Raw genomic sequence first — 15,962 nt, 5'->3', positions numbered from 1 at the left:
TGTAACAACGACCTATACGGAGGTATAACCATGACTCACCCTTACTTAAAAATAGGAAATCGTAAAATTGGTAAAGATTTCAAACCTATAGTTATTGCAGAAATTGGTATTAATCATGAAGGGAATATAGATATTGCAAAAAAAATGGTAGATGCTGCTTATAATGTGGGTGCCGAAATAATTAAACATCAAACGCACGTGGTTACTGATGAAATGAGTAAAGAAGCTAAAAACGTCATACCAGGAAATACAGACGTTTCCATTTATGAGGTGATGGAGCGATGTGCCTTAAATGAAGCAGATGAACGTGAGCTAAAGAGCTATGTTGAAAGTAAAGGAATGATCTTCCTCAGTACTCCATTTTCACGAGCCGCAGCTAATCGATTAGAAGCAATGGATGTTCAAGCTTACAAAATTGGATCAGGAGAATGTAATAATTATCCATTAATTGAGCACATTTGTTCCTTTGGCAAACCCATGATTGTTTCTACAGGAATGAATAATATTGACAGTATAAAGAAAACCGTATCTATTCTAGAAAGAAACAATATACCATACGCTCTATTGCATTGCACAAACTTATATCCAACTCCTCCTGAACTTGTAAGACTTGGAGGTATGGAGCAATTGGAAAAGGAATTCCCTAATGCTATTATCGGACTTTCCGATCATACTACTAATAATAATGCTTGTTTAGCAGCTAGCGCATTAGGTGCCTCTATTTTAGAAAGACACTTTACAGATCGTATGTCTAGAAAAGGACCTGATATTGTTTGTTCCATGGATCCAAATCAACTAGGCGAATTGATAGAAGGAACTTCACAAATATTTAAAATGCGGGGAGGAGACAAAAAACCTGCAGATGAAGAAAAAGTAACAATTGATTTTGCCTTTGCAACAGTTGTTACTACCAAAGAACTAAAATCTGGTAATACGCTCACAAAAGACAATATTTGGGTTAAAAGACCAGGTACAGGAGATATAAAAGCGGAACATTACAAAGATATCCTTGGGAAAACCGTTAATCGAGATATAGATATAGATGAGCACTTGTCATGGAGTGATATAAACTGATGGAAATGAGTAAAAAAAAGAAAATACTTTTCATTACAGGTACTCGAGCAGACTACGGGAAAATTAAATCTTTAATGAATGAAGTTGAAAAAAGTGATTCCTTTGAATTATACGTGTTTGTTACTGGTATGCATATGTTAGAGAAATATGGTTCAACATGGAAGGAAATAGAAAAAGACGGATTTAAGAATATGTACCTGTACATTAACCAGAACGATAGATCACACATGGATATTACACTAAGCAATACGATTTCCGGAATTAGTAACTACGTACAAGAAAATAAACCTGATCTAATTATCATACATGGTGATAGACTAGAAGCATTAGCTGGAGCTATAGTCGGAGCCTTTAATAATATTCGTGTTGCACACATTGAAGGTGGAGAAGTCTCAGGAACTATCGATGAATCAATTCGGCATGCGATAACCAAATTCTCTCATATTCACTTAGTAAGTAATGAAGAAGCGAGAAGAAGAATATTACAGTTAGGTGAAAAAGAAGAAACTATACATATTATTGGTTCACCTGATATTGACATAATGCTTTCTGATGATTTACCGTCATTGGCAATGGTTAAAGATAGATATGATATTAATTTTGGGGCATATGCTATCGTAATGTATCATCCAGTAACAACAGAATTAGATAAATTATCTTGCCACGTTAACAACCTGGTAGATTCACTGATTGAATCAAATCAGAATTTTATTGTAATTTATCCAAATAATGATGAAGGCAACCATATTATTATTAAAGAATATAATAGATTTAAAGAGATTGATAATATTAAAGTCTACCCTTCCATGCGATTTGAATATTTCTTAACATTACTTAAACATGCACAGTTTATAATTGGAAATTCAAGTGCTGGGATTAGAGAAGCTAGTATTTATGGCATACCATCGATAAATATAGGAAACAGACAGCAGGGAAGGTATGACCCTACTAAATTTCAAGATATCATCATTAGTATTGAGGAAGAAAAGCAACAAATTGGAAATGCCATATCTTCCATTAAACATCCAACTAGTAGAAATTTAAATTTTGGTGACGGTACTAGTCATAAGAAATTTATTAACCTACTAGAGGATGAAAGTATATGGAATATTCCCATACAAAAAAAATTTATAGATACCAATTTAGTGGGTGTAACAAATGTATAAAGGAAAACAAATTTTAGCTATAATACCAGCAAGAGGTGGTTCTAAAGGTATCCCACGGAAGAATATCATACCGATTCACAATAAACCATTAATACAATATACAATTGATGAAGCCCTGTTATCAAACTATTTAGATGAAATAATCGTATCTACTGATGATAAAGAAATAGCGCAAATTTCCATCAATCTTGGCGCTAACGTTCCATATCTAAGACCAGAAAAATTAGCGCAAGATCATTCAAGAACCATTGATACAGTTATGCATGTTGTGGAAAAACAAAAAGAACGTGGATATAATTACGACTATGTAGTCGTTTTACAACCAACACAACCACTACGAAAACATTGGCATATAGATGAGGCTATTGAAAGTGTTATTAATAATAACCATGAAAGTCTTGTTAGTGTTACAAAAGTTAAAGAGCACCCAATTTTAATGAGAACTATAAACAAGAACAATAAATTAGAAAATATCATAAACAAGACGAGTACATTAAGAAGGCAGGACTTTCCTGAGGTGTATAAAGTAAATGGAGCAATTTATATAAATAATACTGCTACACTTCACAGCAATACTAGCTTAAATGATAACAAATATTCATATATCATGGAAGAAAAATTCGATTTGGATATAGACGATTTAAAAGATGTAGAACTTTTCTATGATTTATATCATGAAAGATAACTGAAATACTCCCAAGTAGATAGCTGATACTAATCTGTCTGCTTGGGAGTATTTAGAGCTACCATTATATTGCTGTAGCATGTTACAATTTGTTCTATGAATAAAATTAACTATAAAATTCCCTTTCTCTCTAGCCAATTCTTTAGATCACAATAAAAAGAATCATTTTGCTTTTTAAGTTGTTCATTTTTATAGGCATATTCGTTTGATAATGTAGTTAGTGTTTTCAACGTATTGTTAAGCTTGCTTAACAATACTTCTTCAAACCCTCTCTCGTTTACATTCACTAATCTATCTTCTAAAGATAACTCACGGTATAAATCATTTATCTTTTTATAACTACTTAGTGCTATAGTTGGTATATTATGGGCAATAGCACAGACATTACTATGAAACCTCATTCCTAATATACATTTACATTGTTGATATAATCCAAAAATATAACTTTCTGAGCCTCTCCCTGTTAAATATGGAGCAACTTTCACTCTTGTTCTTCTATGTTTATCATTCAAGTAATTAAGTAGATCAGAAATAGCGGTTAGATCGCTATATATATGTGGAATTAAAATTATTTGATACAATTTATTGTTTTCTAGAAATGTATCTAATACAGTTGAAAATCCATTGATGAATTCTTTATAGGTAATATTTTTATTAAATCGAATAGATTCCATATCACGTGCAATATTGATTCCAATTGACTGATAATTACATTGTAACTCAGGAAAGTCATACGTATCAGTAGTCATAAAAAAAGCTCCATCAGCTATCCGATATATTTTATCGTTATACTTCGTTCCGTATAACGATTGTAATGTTTGATAGGAGCCATCATTTCTAACAGACACTAAATAATTATCAGAGCTTGTTACGTTAGATAAAAATTCATCAAATTTATAAATAGCATTTTCACTTGCACCCTTAGCAATATCACATCCCAAGCCAAAAAACAATATTGGTGTACTAATTTTCAATAATGTTTCTTTGCTTATATTTATAGTCGTTCCTGTAAATGAATAATCCCATTTAAGTTCAAAAAAATTCCCTCCACCAATGATTACCAAATGATATTCATTACAAAGTTCAATAAACGCATTACTGTTAAAGTCTCGTAAGTTCCATGATTGATAGAATTCCCTCATCTCAATTTCTTTAAAATTCAGTTTCTTGGGAAATAGGATTTTTTCTAGTTTATTTCTCAATCCATTATGATTTGCATTATCTCCAATATTCCCATTAAAACTAGCAATATGTAATATGTTAATCGTATTCATCTCGTTACCTCTTCTAGTTACCATATTTCAATTAATTTATCTTTGATGAAATTAATTGCCTATCTATTTGTTCATTAATTAGTTGTTCCAACTCTACACCTGCACTCCTACAATTCTGAATAAACCTAGTAAACAGTTCAACAATATGATTTGCTTTTTTAATTGGATCAGCTTCCATAACGATATGATTCATTTCATTAATTAGAAAATCCACATGAACTCGTACATAAGGAACAACAAATTTTCTATAGTACATATTTTCGTTTAAATTAGAATAAAGATAATCAAATTCTCCAAAAGCTTTTTCCAAGTTAATTCTATTTTTTAAAGCAATATTTTTATTTAATTTTCGAATCAATTTGTTTATGTTTTCAATAATATTGTAAAATTGGTGCATGTAATTTTCTAAACTATTTAATTTATCCGACAATACACTTTGATCATAAGAATTTGCTGTTTCCCACCATTTTTCTTTGATTATTGAATGAGTTAAAACTTCTTCAATCACTTGTTCAATAGGACAAAAAGGAACTCCTTTAATCTCAGCTCCTCCTTTTGTTGTATTTATAAAGGTATTGCCTTTATAATGTGTTACAATTTGCTCAATACTTTCTCTCATGTTATTAAACGTAATATTTGATTTAATTTCATTACCATACACATCTTTAATCGGAACTCCCTTTTTTATAATCTCTTTATTAAATCCATTCTTCAAGTGTGTATAGCCAATTCCTTTAGCATATAGTTCATCATCCTTATATGCCAAATTCTGTCCTGCAAAAATTATTGGATCACAGCCTATTTCTGACAATAACTGTACCATTAATACCGCAATAGACGTTGCATCATTAATACAATCATTTGCATTAATTTGCGAACCTAAAAAATATTGAGATACATTATCTACTGTTGTTATAAAGTGTACCTTTGGTCCAGTAAATCTCTCCAACGTTTCAAATCCAACACTGGATCCATAAATTAGCGGAATATCATGTAAACCACTATCATTTAACCGTTCAAAGACTTTATAATTGTTATCGCTAGGAGCATACGTACAAACTGCATCCGGTATAACATCATACTCAAGTAAACTATTTATGGCAGATCCAACGGAAAAAATATTTGCTAATTCATTTTTTTTAATGTACCTTATAAATTCCATATCTTCCACTAATGATGGACCAGCAGAGATAATCACTGCCGGTTTCCTCTTAAATTGCTCAAGCTTAATATCTTTCATCATATTAGGAGTAGTTAATACAGATTTAAAGTTATGTACACTATTTATTGTCCATCTTTTTTGGAATTTCTCATTTGTATGTAATCTCGAACGACGATTAGTAATTACTTTTTTAACATTAGATCGAAATTGTATCATTTTTTCCTTAAAGAGATTTTCGTAACTTGGTAGAGTGATAATATAAATGTTTTGATTACTAGAGACAAATTCCTTTAAATAACTCATTGCTTCCTTTTCATAGGTATCAATATAAAGTTGTAATGTTTTTTTTGTTATTAGCTGATTAAGTTTCCTTTGTTGTGTCAATTCAAAAAATACTTCGGGGCAAGGTTCATAGATCGAATACGTATTGCTAGGATACATTTCCTTAAACTTTTCAATATGATATCCTAGCCCAACACCATAGAAAAATACATGTGTATCTTCCATAATACTCTCGCTATGTGCAGTTATAATTCGCTCTGCTTCACGAATTGGATCATATAAACTATGAATCATCAACGGATTGCCTTCAGTCGTTTGGTATCGAATTGTTTTAGCTCCTGTTTTTGATTCAAGGATGGTTAGTCGATTCAATTCTATCTTGTTCTCATGCTCTAAAAAATAGTTTCGAATTTCAGGGAATCGCGCTCTTAGCAATACTATGTTGTCAATTAGCATTTTTGCATAACTCCCTATCTTCTAGTGACTTTTCTAAATTATTCTCTAGCGATTCATAGGCAGGAACGACTTCATAAGATAATATATCTGAAATTAGCACCGTATCCTTTGTTTCAATTCCCTCCATCAGTGCTTTGAAGCCTTGTTCACAAGTTGAAACACTCTCCTCAATATTTTCCCAATAAGCTGGTTTTATTTTGGATGCTTTTGTGAACATGTTAAACTGCAAGATCCATTGCATCCCTTCAGCTAACTGATCAATCCCTTCCCATGTCTGCTTCGTAAACGTATGGTAGCTAGCATCAATTAGCTCTTTTAGTGCTGGTATTGCACGTTTTAGATAATCATTAATAGAATCCATCGTTTCCCAAATCATCTCCTGCTTACTATGGGTTACAATTTCCACTTGAAGAATCTCTTGAAGATGTTTTGATATATATGCTTCATGCTCCTCATAAACCTCTTGATTATCTATAACTAAATGACTGAATACTGTGTTTTCTTGTTGGATAAGTTCATTTACTTTTTCATAAATGAAATGAATTGCAGAAGTGTCATTTTCTACCGTATAGGACGTTTGTTTATGTAGTAATTTCATATGAAATCCTCCTATCTAATTACACTTTTATTATCGGCAAATAACGAAGAAAATTAAATAATAGAGATAAGAAAAACTGAGCAAAATTCGCTCAGTCCTTATCACTAAATGCTCAGATTTACGCTTTCTCTAGTAGCTATTATGGAATAATAGCTACTGCTTGACCGCCACTCCGGCTGCCCACTTCCCTTTCCGTGGGGTTTGTCCTTCAGCTAACTTTTTTAGCAAAACCCGCTCAAAAAAGTGGATCTTCAGGTCAAACATTTCCCACAGGAGTTGAAGTGGCCGCCCTTCGCTATCATCAGGCTCTACAACGCTAGCATGAAGTAACACAGCTGCTTTTATAATCACGGATAACGATTTTCACTTTACCCATTGGAAAAAAAGTCAACCTATTACTTATGACAAGAATTGTTGCACCTTCTCATAGCGGAGACTAATTACGTAGACTCCTGCGGGATTAGCGCGAGCCGAAAATCCACTTTGCAACGTGTTCTTCTTTGCAAAGTTAGTTGAGGCCGTGCCCGCGGAAAGCGAAGTAATTAGTCGGAGCATTGCCAATATACATCAAACATTTCAAAATAACTACTTGGCTTAACGCAGTCATTGCACTGATTTTATACTTTCTTAACTTAAAATAAAAACCGACCTCATATCATGAAGTCGGTTTAACGTACAGCTCATCATTGAATGTAACTTATCTTAGAAGTTGTAGCACACCTTGTGGTTGTTGGTTAGCTTGAGCAAGCATGCTTTGCGCAGCTTGAGTAAGGATGTTATTCTTAGTGAATGACATCATTTCTTTAGCCATGTCAACATCACGAATACGTGATTCAGCTGCAGTTAAGTTCTCAGCAGAAGCCCCAAGATTGTTAATAGTATGCTCAAGACGATTTTGTACTGCACCTAATGCTGAACGTTGAGTTGAAACAGTGTTTACAGCTTTGTCTATGTTGTCTAGTAGTGTATCGTATCCAGAAGTAGTTAGAGCGTTACCACTACCATCTACTACAGAAACATCTGCAACACCTAAACCACTAGCGCTCATATCGCCGATTTCGATAGATAATTGCTGTCCTTGATTAGCACCAATTTGGAAAGTTAACTGACCACTACCTGTACGGCTACCGTCAAGCAATGTTTTTCCATTAAATTCTGTACGATCAGAGATACCTTTACTTCCAGACTGACCACCTAATTCTTGAATTAAAGAATCAATTTCATCCTGGATTGCTTGTAAATCTTCTGGCTCTTGAGTACCTGTACTTGACGCTTGCACTGTCAATTCACGCATACGTTGTAGAATGGAATGAGTTTCATTTAGTGCGCCTTCTGCAGTTTGAATTAAAGAAATCCCATCTTGTGAGTTCTTTTGAGCCATTTCTAGCCCACGAATTTGGCCACGCATTTTTTCAGAGATTGCGAGACCTGCAGCATCGTCTCCAGCTTTGTTTATTTTCAAGCCTGAAGAGAGCTTCTCCAATGAGCTTTGTACTGCGTTGTTGTTACCTGATAGTTGGCGGTGCGTGTTTAGCGCCGCAATGTTGTGATTAATAATCATTTTTTCCTTACCTCCATGTAAGTATATTTTTTGCGAGCCACATCCTTATGTCTCACATCTATAACAACTCATATAGAGTTATTACCAAGTATTAGTAGATTCACTGTGCTGTCGTCCTTAACGTTAAGGCTGTAACCATTAATCTCTATGATTACATTACTTATATCGGCATATTCTTTCAATGTTTAAACGTTTTTTTTATTTTTTCTATTTTTATAGCTGAAGCATATGATTATAATAGAGTGACTCGGAAGTTTATGGTTTCTTTTCAAGAGAAAGCTAAGTATTTCACAAAATTTAAGGAGGAAAAGGAATGAAGGCTTTCACTGCATTTTGTGAGCGAATGGTACAACGTTTTTTACCTGATGCGTTTTTATTTGCCATCCTACTTACATTCACTGTATTTCTTTTAGGAATTATCTTTACTAACAGTTCTCCAATGCAAATGATTGATTATTGGGGGACAGGGTTTTGGGATTTACTTGCATTTGCAATGCAAATGTCCTTAATTGTTGTAACTGGATACATATTAGCAAATACACCACTAGTCAAAGTTGTGTTAAAAAAGATTAGTAATCTAGCAAATACGCCTTCACAGGCCATACTATTAGTCACATTTATCGCTTCCTTAGCATGTTTAATCAATTATGGGTTCGGGCTTGTAGTTGGAGCTCTTTTTGCCATTCATGTAGCGAAACGTGTACCAACGGTTGATTATCGTGTATTAATGGCAAGTGCCTATAGTGGATTTCTTCTGTGGCATGGAGGCTTATCTGCTTCTATTCCATTATTAATTGCCACACCAGGCCACTTCTTAGAAGATACGATTGGTATAGTACCTGTTTCAGAAACGTTATTTAGTGGTTTTAATTTATTTATAGCTGGTTTTCTATTATTCACCTTACCTTTTGTCAACCGCTTTTTAATGCAAGCACGGCATCCACTAATTCATTCTGACGCAACCGAGTGGCAAACAAATAACATAGACGAAAATAGCGAGAAAGATTCCGTTGAAGATAAAAGTCCTGCCGACCGTTTAGAAAACAGCAAAACGATAGCTTTCCTGATTGGCATCATGGGGTTAGCATATGTTATTTATTTTTTTATAAATAACGGATTCGATTTAAATATCAATATTGTTAACTTTATTATGCTTTTCTTAGGAGTTATCTTACATCGCACCCCAAGACGATTTTTAAATAGTGCAACACACGCTGTTAAAAATGTCGGTGGTATTGTTGTGCAATTCCCTTTTTATGCTGGGATCATGGGAATGATGGTTGCTTCTGGTCTATCCGAGCAAATGTCTCTATGGTTTGTTGAGATGTCCAATGCGTTTACCTTTCCACTGTTTACATTTCTTAGTGCCGGCATTATTAATTTTTTCGTACCATCTGGTGGCGGGCAATGGGCCGTTCAAGGTCCGATTATGATTCCAGCAGCTTTGGACTTAGGTGTAGATACAGCAAAAACAGCGATGGCTGTTGCATGGGGGGATGCATGGACGAACATGATCCAACCATTCTGGGCATTACCTCTTTTAGCTATCGCTGGATTAAAAGTTAAAGATATAATGGGATTTTGTGTCATCCTATTATTATATAGTTTCATACCTATTTCTATTGGATTATTATTCTTTTAGTAGCAATAATTAATTACAAAAGGTTAGGTATCTTCTTAAACTATTTTTTCCCACTTGTAAGGGTTCAGCCTCCTGTAAACTAAACACTTACTAGAGGCTGTAACCAATTTCGTTCAAATCTTAGAGATAACATTAATACTGCTCTTGTAAAAATGTATAAATCTCTGTTTGTATTTGTTCAAGATTACTTGTTGATGGAAAATGCCCCATATCAAAGGTATGGTAGCTAATAAGGTTTGGAATAATCTGTTGAGCATACTTCATTACTCGTCGATTTGGAAAAAAGATATCTCTTTCTCCTGTGATAACCATTGTAGGGGAGTGATAGTTTCTTAACTCCTTCCTTGTTGTTAATTTTGGCATATTCTTTTCCAATTTTACGTGCGAAAATATATTTCCTATCAATTGGCGATCCTGATCCGTCATTACTCCAGCAGATAATGCATTTGTAATTGTAGTTAAGCTAGCTTCACTACGATTACGATGATAAGAGACTAAAGGAAGTATTACATGGCGTAGCATATCTTTTTTTGAACCAAGTTGAATACCAGAGGGATTAATAAGAACGGCACAAGCTATTCTTTCTGGCTGGAAAGTAGCCAACCTAAGAATAATACCTGCACCATAGGATGGACCAATGAATGCACTCTTTTCCAATTGAAACCAATCCATTATATCGGATATCCAGTTGGCAAAACTATGATCTTTTGCAGAAATACGTGTTTCGTCACTATAACCTGGATGGCCTATTCTATCTGGCGCATAAATACGATAATGATGAAAAAGCTCCTTAAACCAATATAATGTCATTGGATTAATTGCATTTCCGCCTTGTAGAATAATGAGTGGCTTTGCGTTTTTCGGCCCGGTTATTAGCAGATGCGTATTTCCAAAGCGTGTTTTGACATACGCACGCTCCAAACGCAGTGAAAAGGCTTCTAAATAATCTTCATAGGCTTCTTGAATCTTATTTTTCCCATCCACACTCTTATAAATAGTAGCTATTCCCATATAATACTCTCCCTTATCAAATTGCCAAAATGATATAATCATCACGTATCATGTACTCGTTTTTTCTGCGCAATGATAATTCCAATAATTATCATCCCTGACCCACCTAGAATCCCAAAAGTCATTTTTTCACCAAGCAGAAAACTACTAAATAACAGCCCAAACATGGGAACAAGTAATGTAGATATCGTCGCCGTAACCATATCTACTAAACTAAGAATTAAAAACCATAATGTAAAGCATAGTGCAGATGCAAATACACCTGTAAATAATATGTAGTATACACTTTTACTATTTACTAATAACGGTTCATGATGCTCCATGAAAAGGGTAACCATCATAATAGCCAGTGCTCCAAAGAACATTTGAAAGGCTGACACCTGTATTTGCGATAGGTTTTCAAGTTTTAATCGGTAATACGTATTTGCCACTGCCCATGAAACGGCAGCAAGAATAATTAAAATCTCACCTATTATCATTTCTGGCGATTGACCAATCCAAATATCCCATCCTAAAATCGTTAAAAGTCCTAGCATACCAATAAATAGCCCTATAGATTTAGCTAAGCTTAATTTTTCATTTAAGAATTTTACTGCTAATAAACTACTCCACATTGGCATGGAGTATAAGAGAACAGAGGACTTCCCTGCGTCTACAAATCGTAAAGCATACATGACTAGTAAGAAGACAATAGCTGTTTGCAGAATGCCAACGATAACAATATGTTTCCAATATTTTTTTGGAGGCAATCCGAGCTTCAAGATCCATGCTACTAACAGTAACGTAATAGCACCTACACCAAAGCGAAATGAGGAAAATGTGAATGGTCCCATGTATTGTAATGATTCTTTCATTAGTACCCATGCATAGCCCCAAAGTAATGTAATAAATAAAATAAGGCTGCCAATAAGGGTTCGATTATCCTTTAACTTCTCCATGAAAACGTTGGAAGACTTCTCCATTTCTCTCCCCCTTTTTCATATCATAGCAAAAAACACGTAAAAAAATAAGCCTGCTTATGCACGCTATAAGAACTTTAACTTTGATACAATAAGGCAACATCAGTTTTTGTTTCCAACATGTCGCTGCAGAGGATAGTGAATTTCTTATCGACCTTACGTATATCTGACTTGATTTCCATTTTCAAGTCTTTTAATTCTTTTTTTACAGAGCTGATAGTTGTTTCCATATTTGCAAAGTGACTTTCTGCCTTTCCCACTCTAGATTCTAATTTATCTACTTTCATTTCTAACTTTCCCACTCTGGATTCCAACTTATCTACTTTCATTTCTAACTTTCCCACTCTAAATTCCAACTTATCTACTTTTCCGTGGAGTACTTTAACGTTATTAGAAACTTCCATAACTGCTTGAAAAACGTCCTGTAAAGTTATTTCACTCATGCCTCTCCCCCCTTTTCACTATATTTTTATGCTAAGCATACCACCATCTATTTATCTCAACAACCGAACAAAATATGAAATTTCGAGAAGACTCACCTGTATCCTTTAAATTTCTTCCTACTACTAAATATAATGTTGCAGAAATAATAGGATACTAAATTAGCATTTCTATGTAGCAATAATTACGAATGCCAAACTACTATGTAAAAGAAAACGAATAGGTACGTGCATACATATTCAATTTATAGAAACTGATTCATTCCTTGAAACTTTTAAATAATATAAAAAAATAAGCCTGCTTATGCACGCTTTTTAATAAACAACCTTTCGTGCTATTAACTTCTTTGTACCGCTTTCCAATCTACCTTCTGTTACTACTGCTATCTTTCTATCTATACGTTTCATATTTTTTTCTAATCCATCAATATGCAACCCCATATGATCTATTCTTGACTCTAGATTGGTATAGAGTTGATTAATCTGACGACTGTTTGTCTTTACATCTTCTAATTCTTCCATGACATCAGTGATAGCATGCAACAGATCTTCCACCATCTGTTTGGTCAATCTGTTTCCTCCTTTGTCATACATTATTGTCATCGTAACAAGCAATCTTATAACTAACAAGTGTATATAGGAGGAATTCCCATCTTCAAAATAGGTATATATATCTGGAAAGTGTTTTTTAAACCTTGAATTAAGGAGCGACCCGAAAACGTTAGCTATTTATCGATTAATTGGGATTCACTCCTTTATCAAGGAAACTTATCCTCTTGGGAACCTGATCATTGAATGATTTTTATCCCACATATAACTGGCAGTCCCCCACTTCAAGTAATAAAGTGAACCCAATATGGGTAAGTGGGGATAAACAAAACTCCGACTGATTGAAGTTTCACTCTATAGATCAATGATCTTATAGTCCAAATTCTGACTTGTATATTACACTATTGCTTCTGTTCATGAATAATATTACCGGCAAGTGCATAAAGAACTGCATAGGTTACAAAGTGAGAAGAATTATCATTTGTATCTTGCTGTGGGTAAACTTCAACATAATCCATTCCTCTAACACCCTGTTTGGCAAAAGCATAAATAAGCTCCAATAGCTCAAAGGAAGTAAGCCCATTCCCATCAACAGGACCACCAGGATTATAAGCAAAATCAAGTACATCGCTGCAAATGCTTAAGTAAACAGCTTCTGTTCCTTTACTTGCAATGGAATAGGCATGCTTAGCAAGTGCTGCTATATCTGTTGATTTGCGAATATCTCGGATAGTAATTGTGGACGCACCTACTTCTGCTGCATACTTTCCAGTCTCTGGTGCGTTTCGTGGGCCATGTATCCCCATATGCACGATGCTTTCATTTCGTACACTTTCACTTTCATATATACGATGGAAGGGTGTACTTCTTGCATAAAGGTCACCTTCATAATCCTTATAATTATCGTAATGGGCATCAAGGTGGATTATTCCTACTTTGCCATTAATATCTTCACTTAATGCCTTAACAATAGGGTAGGTTATCCCATGATCCCCACCAAAAGCTATCGGAAATTTACCTGTATTCCAAACTTTAATGGCGAATTTTTCAATTCGTTTCATTGTTTCTACCGTATCTGCTGGCACAACATCAACATCTCCTAAATCACCTACCCTGTAATGCTCTAAAACATCTACATTATCGAGTTCAGGTAGATAACCAGAATAACGAGCTGAGTTTAAACGAATGACTTTTGGGCCTAATTCACAACCTGTATAATCTCCCCATGTAACTGCACCTTCCCAAGGTACTCCGTAAATAAGAACATCATTCTCTTTTACTTTTTCGTCATGTAAATCTGCCTTTGAACCACCTAAAAAGCAAGGGGTATTACCATATATTTTTTCATGCACCATGTTGTACCACTCCTAGAGTTTATTTAACGCCAGTTACTTTATCGTATTCCTTGAGCATTTCATTGGAAGGTCCCTTACCAACTAAGCTACATCCGATAATGGCAATACTAGACAAAATAAAGCCGGGTACCATTTCGTACAGTTCAGATCCAGTTAACGGCCAAAGAAAAACTGTTATCCCGCCAACTAGAATGCCAGCTATTGCACCATTTCGGGAAGTTTTTCTCCAAAATAAAGAAAACAATATTGCTGGGCCAAATGTGGCACCAAAACCTGCCCATGCATACCCAACTAAATTAAGTACAGAACTAGTTTCATTCCACGCGATTAGTACCGCAATCAATGCAATAACTAATACGGAAATACGACCAACCCAGACGAGCTCATTCTCACTAGCATTTTTACGGAGGTACCTTCTGTAAAAATCCTCTGATAATGCACTAGAAGAAACCAATAGTTGTGAGTCAACTGTACTCATAATAGCGGCCAAAACCGCTGCCAGTAGGATCCCAGCTACCCATGGATTATAAACAACTTGAACAAGCTGAATAAAGACTTGCTCCGAATCAGCAAGTGGCTGGTCAAATGTAATGATCCCTAACATTCCAACAATGAGTGCTCCATATAGTGGAATGACCAGACCCATGGTTACACTAATTAACCTGGCTTTTCTCACTTCTTTGTGGGAACGAATAGCCATAAAACGAGCAAGTATATGTGGCTGACCAAAGTAACCAAGCCCCCACGCAAGTGCTGAGATAATTCCAACAGCCCCAATTGCACCTGCAGATTCCCAAAGAATGCCTTCCGCTTGACTATAATCTGTAGCGGCAAAAGCATCGATTAAACTTGGAGTTATATGACCAAGCTGATTAAACAGTTCCCCAAATCCACCTATCTTAATCAAACCATATATTGATGTAAATAGTAGTGCAGCTGACATTAGAGCACCTTGAATAAAATCGGTATAGCTTACTGCCAAAAAACCTCCCAGAAACGTATATGCAACAATAATAATGGCACCTACAGTTAATGCTAGGTGATAATCCATTTCAAAGGTTCCTTGGAATAGTTTTGCACCTGCAACTAAGCCTGAGGCTGTATAAAATAGAAAAAAAGCTAGAATAAAGACAGCGGAAATAACACGTAACAAATGGGAGTTATCACGGAAACGATTTTCAAAATACTGGGGTAATGTAATGGAGTCATTTGTATATTCGGTATAAATGCGAAGTCGTTTTGCAACATACTGCCAATTTATCATTGCACCAATTGCTAAACCAACAGCAATCCATAAACTCCAAGTGCCAAGTCCAGCAGCATATGCAGCACCAGGTAATCCAATTAACAACCATCCACTAAAATCACTAGCGGAAGCCGAGAAGGCTGTAACCCAGCTATTTAATTTTCTTCCACCAAGTACATAATCAGATAATGTATTTGTCATACGATAGGTTACAATTCCGATAAGGATCATCACTATCAAATAAACAATAAATGTTAAGATTGTGGGATTCATTAGTCTTCATCCCCCCTTTCTGTAAAAAAAGTGACGACAGCCCAAACTACCAACAATGGCATTGGAACAGCAAACCAAAAGAAAGTCCATCCACTAATCGCATACTCCATGTTTCTCCTCCTTTTCTTGGCGTTTGGATATAATTACGATTTCATCTTAACATAAATAACTGAAAATTTCATCTAATCTAAAAATGATGAGGTTTAGCTTCTCAACGATAAGAAAAACG

Annotated in this window: 15 protein-coding genes; 4 read left to right on the top strand and 11 right to left on the bottom strand. The window is 34.9% G+C overall.

Going from position 1 to position 15,962, the window contains the following annotated elements:
• Positions 1 to 30 precede the first annotated feature (30 nt).
• From JUJ52_RS12290 to JUJ52_RS12280, 3 genes are read left to right on the top strand one after another with little or no spacing between them, the layout of a single operon-like run.
• Complete coding sequence (locus JUJ52_RS12290; protein ID WP_026679941.1) at positions 31 to 1,074, top strand: N-acetylneuraminate synthase family protein; 1,044 nt, start codon at positions 31 to 33, stop codon at positions 1,072 to 1,074.
• Positions 1,074 to 2,240: a UDP-N-acetylglucosamine 2-epimerase gene (gene neuC, locus JUJ52_RS12285; RefSeq protein WP_228088987.1), complete on the top strand. Its 1,167-nt coding sequence runs from the start codon at positions 1,074 to 1,076 to the stop codon at positions 2,238 to 2,240. Before JUJ52_RS12290 ends, neuC begins: the two co-directional genes overlap by 1 nt.
• Entirely contained in the window at positions 2,233 to 2,925 is a 693-nt protein-coding gene (locus JUJ52_RS12280; RefSeq protein WP_121605693.1) for an acylneuraminate cytidylyltransferase family protein, read from the top strand. The genes neuC and JUJ52_RS12280 overlap by 8 nt, the downstream gene beginning before the upstream one ends.
• Before the next feature lie 110 nt (positions 2,926 to 3,035).
• On the opposite strand, the gene JUJ52_RS12275 is transcribed toward JUJ52_RS12280, so the two are convergent.
• From JUJ52_RS12275 to hag, 5 genes are all read right to left on the bottom strand, one after another.
• Complete coding sequence (locus tag JUJ52_RS12275; RefSeq protein WP_162986485.1) at positions 3,036 to 4,199, bottom strand: polysaccharide pyruvyl transferase family protein; 1,164 nt, start codon at positions 4,197 to 4,199, stop codon at positions 3,036 to 3,038.
• Positions 4,200 to 4,230: 31 nt separating this feature from the next.
• Positions 4,231 to 6,099, bottom strand: coding sequence for a motility associated factor glycosyltransferase family protein (locus JUJ52_RS12270; RefSeq protein ID WP_026679944.1), 1,869 nt, complete (start codon positions 6,097 to 6,099; stop codon positions 4,231 to 4,233).
• Positions 6,089 to 6,697, bottom strand: coding sequence for a DUF8042 domain-containing protein (locus JUJ52_RS12265; protein ID WP_026679945.1), 609 nt, complete (start codon positions 6,695 to 6,697; stop codon positions 6,089 to 6,091). The genes JUJ52_RS12270 and JUJ52_RS12265 overlap by 11 nt, the downstream gene beginning before the upstream one ends.
• A gap of 153 nt (positions 6,698 to 6,850) precedes the next feature.
• On the bottom strand, positions 6,851 to 7,048 hold the full coding sequence (locus JUJ52_RS12260) for a hypothetical protein (RefSeq protein ID WP_228088986.1): 198 nt from the start codon (positions 7,046 to 7,048) through the stop codon (positions 6,851 to 6,853).
• 346 nt (positions 7,049 to 7,394) lie between these two features.
• Complete coding sequence (gene hag / locus JUJ52_RS12255) at positions 7,395 to 8,258, bottom strand: flagellin Hag (RefSeq protein ID WP_026679676.1); 864 nt, start codon at positions 8,256 to 8,258, stop codon at positions 7,395 to 7,397.
• A gap of 313 nt (positions 8,259 to 8,571) precedes the next feature.
• Between hag and JUJ52_RS12250 the strand changes: the two genes are divergently transcribed.
• Positions 8,572 to 9,900, top strand: coding sequence for a short-chain fatty acid transporter (locus tag JUJ52_RS12250; RefSeq protein ID WP_121605696.1), 1,329 nt, complete (start codon positions 8,572 to 8,574; stop codon positions 9,898 to 9,900).
• 132 nt (positions 9,901 to 10,032) lie between these two features.
• On the opposite strand, the gene JUJ52_RS12245 is transcribed toward JUJ52_RS12250, so the two are convergent.
• From JUJ52_RS12245 to putP, 6 genes are all read right to left on the bottom strand, one after another.
• On the bottom strand, positions 10,033 to 10,911 hold the full coding sequence (locus tag JUJ52_RS12245) for an alpha/beta fold hydrolase (protein ID WP_205388826.1): 879 nt from the start codon (positions 10,909 to 10,911) through the stop codon (positions 10,033 to 10,035).
• A 41-nt stretch (positions 10,912 to 10,952) separates the two neighbouring features.
• Entirely contained in the window at positions 10,953 to 11,873 is a 921-nt protein-coding gene (locus JUJ52_RS12240) for a DMT family transporter (RefSeq protein ID WP_051388223.1), read from the bottom strand.
• A 74-nt stretch (positions 11,874 to 11,947) separates the two neighbouring features.
• Positions 11,948 to 12,313, bottom strand: coding sequence for a hypothetical protein (locus JUJ52_RS12235; protein ID WP_228088985.1), 366 nt, complete (start codon positions 12,311 to 12,313; stop codon positions 11,948 to 11,950).
• Between the two features lie 312 nt (positions 12,314 to 12,625).
• The gene (locus JUJ52_RS12230) at positions 12,626 to 12,880 is read right to left on the bottom strand and encodes a hypothetical protein (RefSeq protein WP_121605699.1); all 255 of its coding nucleotides are present in this window, start codon (positions 12,878 to 12,880) and stop codon (positions 12,626 to 12,628) included.
• 380 nt (positions 12,881 to 13,260) lie between these two features.
• A complete protein-coding gene (locus JUJ52_RS12225) occupies positions 13,261 to 14,214 on the bottom strand; it encodes an agmatinase family protein (protein WP_026679679.1) in 954 nt (317 codons plus the stop codon).
• A 19-nt stretch (positions 14,215 to 14,233) separates the two neighbouring features.
• Complete coding sequence (gene putP, locus JUJ52_RS12220; RefSeq protein ID WP_026679680.1) at positions 14,234 to 15,733, bottom strand: sodium/proline symporter PutP; 1,500 nt, start codon at positions 15,731 to 15,733, stop codon at positions 14,234 to 14,236.
• Positions 15,734 to 15,962: the final 229 nt, after the last annotated feature.

Source organism: Virgibacillus sp. AGTR, assembly GCF_016919725.2.
Classification (GTDB): Bacteria; Bacillota; Bacilli; order Bacillales; family Amphibacillaceae; genus Virgibacillus; species Virgibacillus salarius.
The sequence above is the reverse complement of the archived record's forward strand: the minus strand, read 5'-3'. Positions and strand labels throughout refer to the sequence as shown.

Bases quoted from the DNA above. Each gene is read 5' to 3' on its own strand.
- JUJ52_RS12240 (WP_051388223.1), bottom strand. From the start codon at position 11,873: ATGGAGAAGTCTTCCAACGTTTTCATGGAGAAGTTAAAGGATAATCGA.
- JUJ52_RS12280 (WP_121605693.1), top strand. From the start codon at position 2,233: ATGTATAAAGGAAAACAAATTTTAGCTATAATACCAGCAAGAGGTGGT.
- JUJ52_RS12250 (WP_121605696.1), top strand. From the start codon at position 8,572: ATGAAGGCTTTCACTGCATTTTGTGAGCGAATGGTACAACGTTTTTTA.
- putP (WP_026679680.1), bottom strand. From the start codon at position 15,733: ATGAATCCCACAATCTTAACATTTATTGTTTATTTGATAGTGATGATC.
- JUJ52_RS12290 (WP_026679941.1), top strand. From the start codon at position 31: ATGACTCACCCTTACTTAAAAATAGGAAATCGTAAAATTGGTAAAGAT.
- hag (WP_026679676.1), bottom strand. From the start codon at position 8,258: ATGATTATTAATCACAACATTGCGGCGCTAAACACGCACCGCCAACTA.
- JUJ52_RS12265 (WP_026679945.1), bottom strand. From the start codon at position 6,697: ATGAAATTACTACATAAACAAACGTCCTATACGGTAGAAAATGACACT.
- JUJ52_RS12245 (WP_205388826.1), bottom strand. From the start codon at position 10,911: ATGGGAATAGCTACTATTTATAAGAGTGTGGATGGGAAAAATAAGATT.
- JUJ52_RS12225 (WP_026679679.1), bottom strand. From the start codon at position 14,214: ATGGTGCATGAAAAAATATATGGTAATACCCCTTGCTTTTTAGGTGGT.
- neuC (WP_228088987.1), top strand. From the start codon at position 1,074: ATGGAAATGAGTAAAAAAAAGAAAATACTTTTCATTACAGGTACTCGA.
- JUJ52_RS12270 (WP_026679944.1), bottom strand. From the start codon at position 6,099: ATGCTAATTGACAACATAGTATTGCTAAGAGCGCGATTCCCTGAAATT.
- JUJ52_RS12235 (WP_228088985.1), bottom strand. From the start codon at position 12,313: ATGAGTGAAATAACTTTACAGGACGTTTTTCAAGCAGTTATGGAAGTT.
- JUJ52_RS12275 (WP_162986485.1), bottom strand. From the start codon at position 4,199: ATGAATACGATTAACATATTACATATTGCTAGTTTTAATGGGAATATT.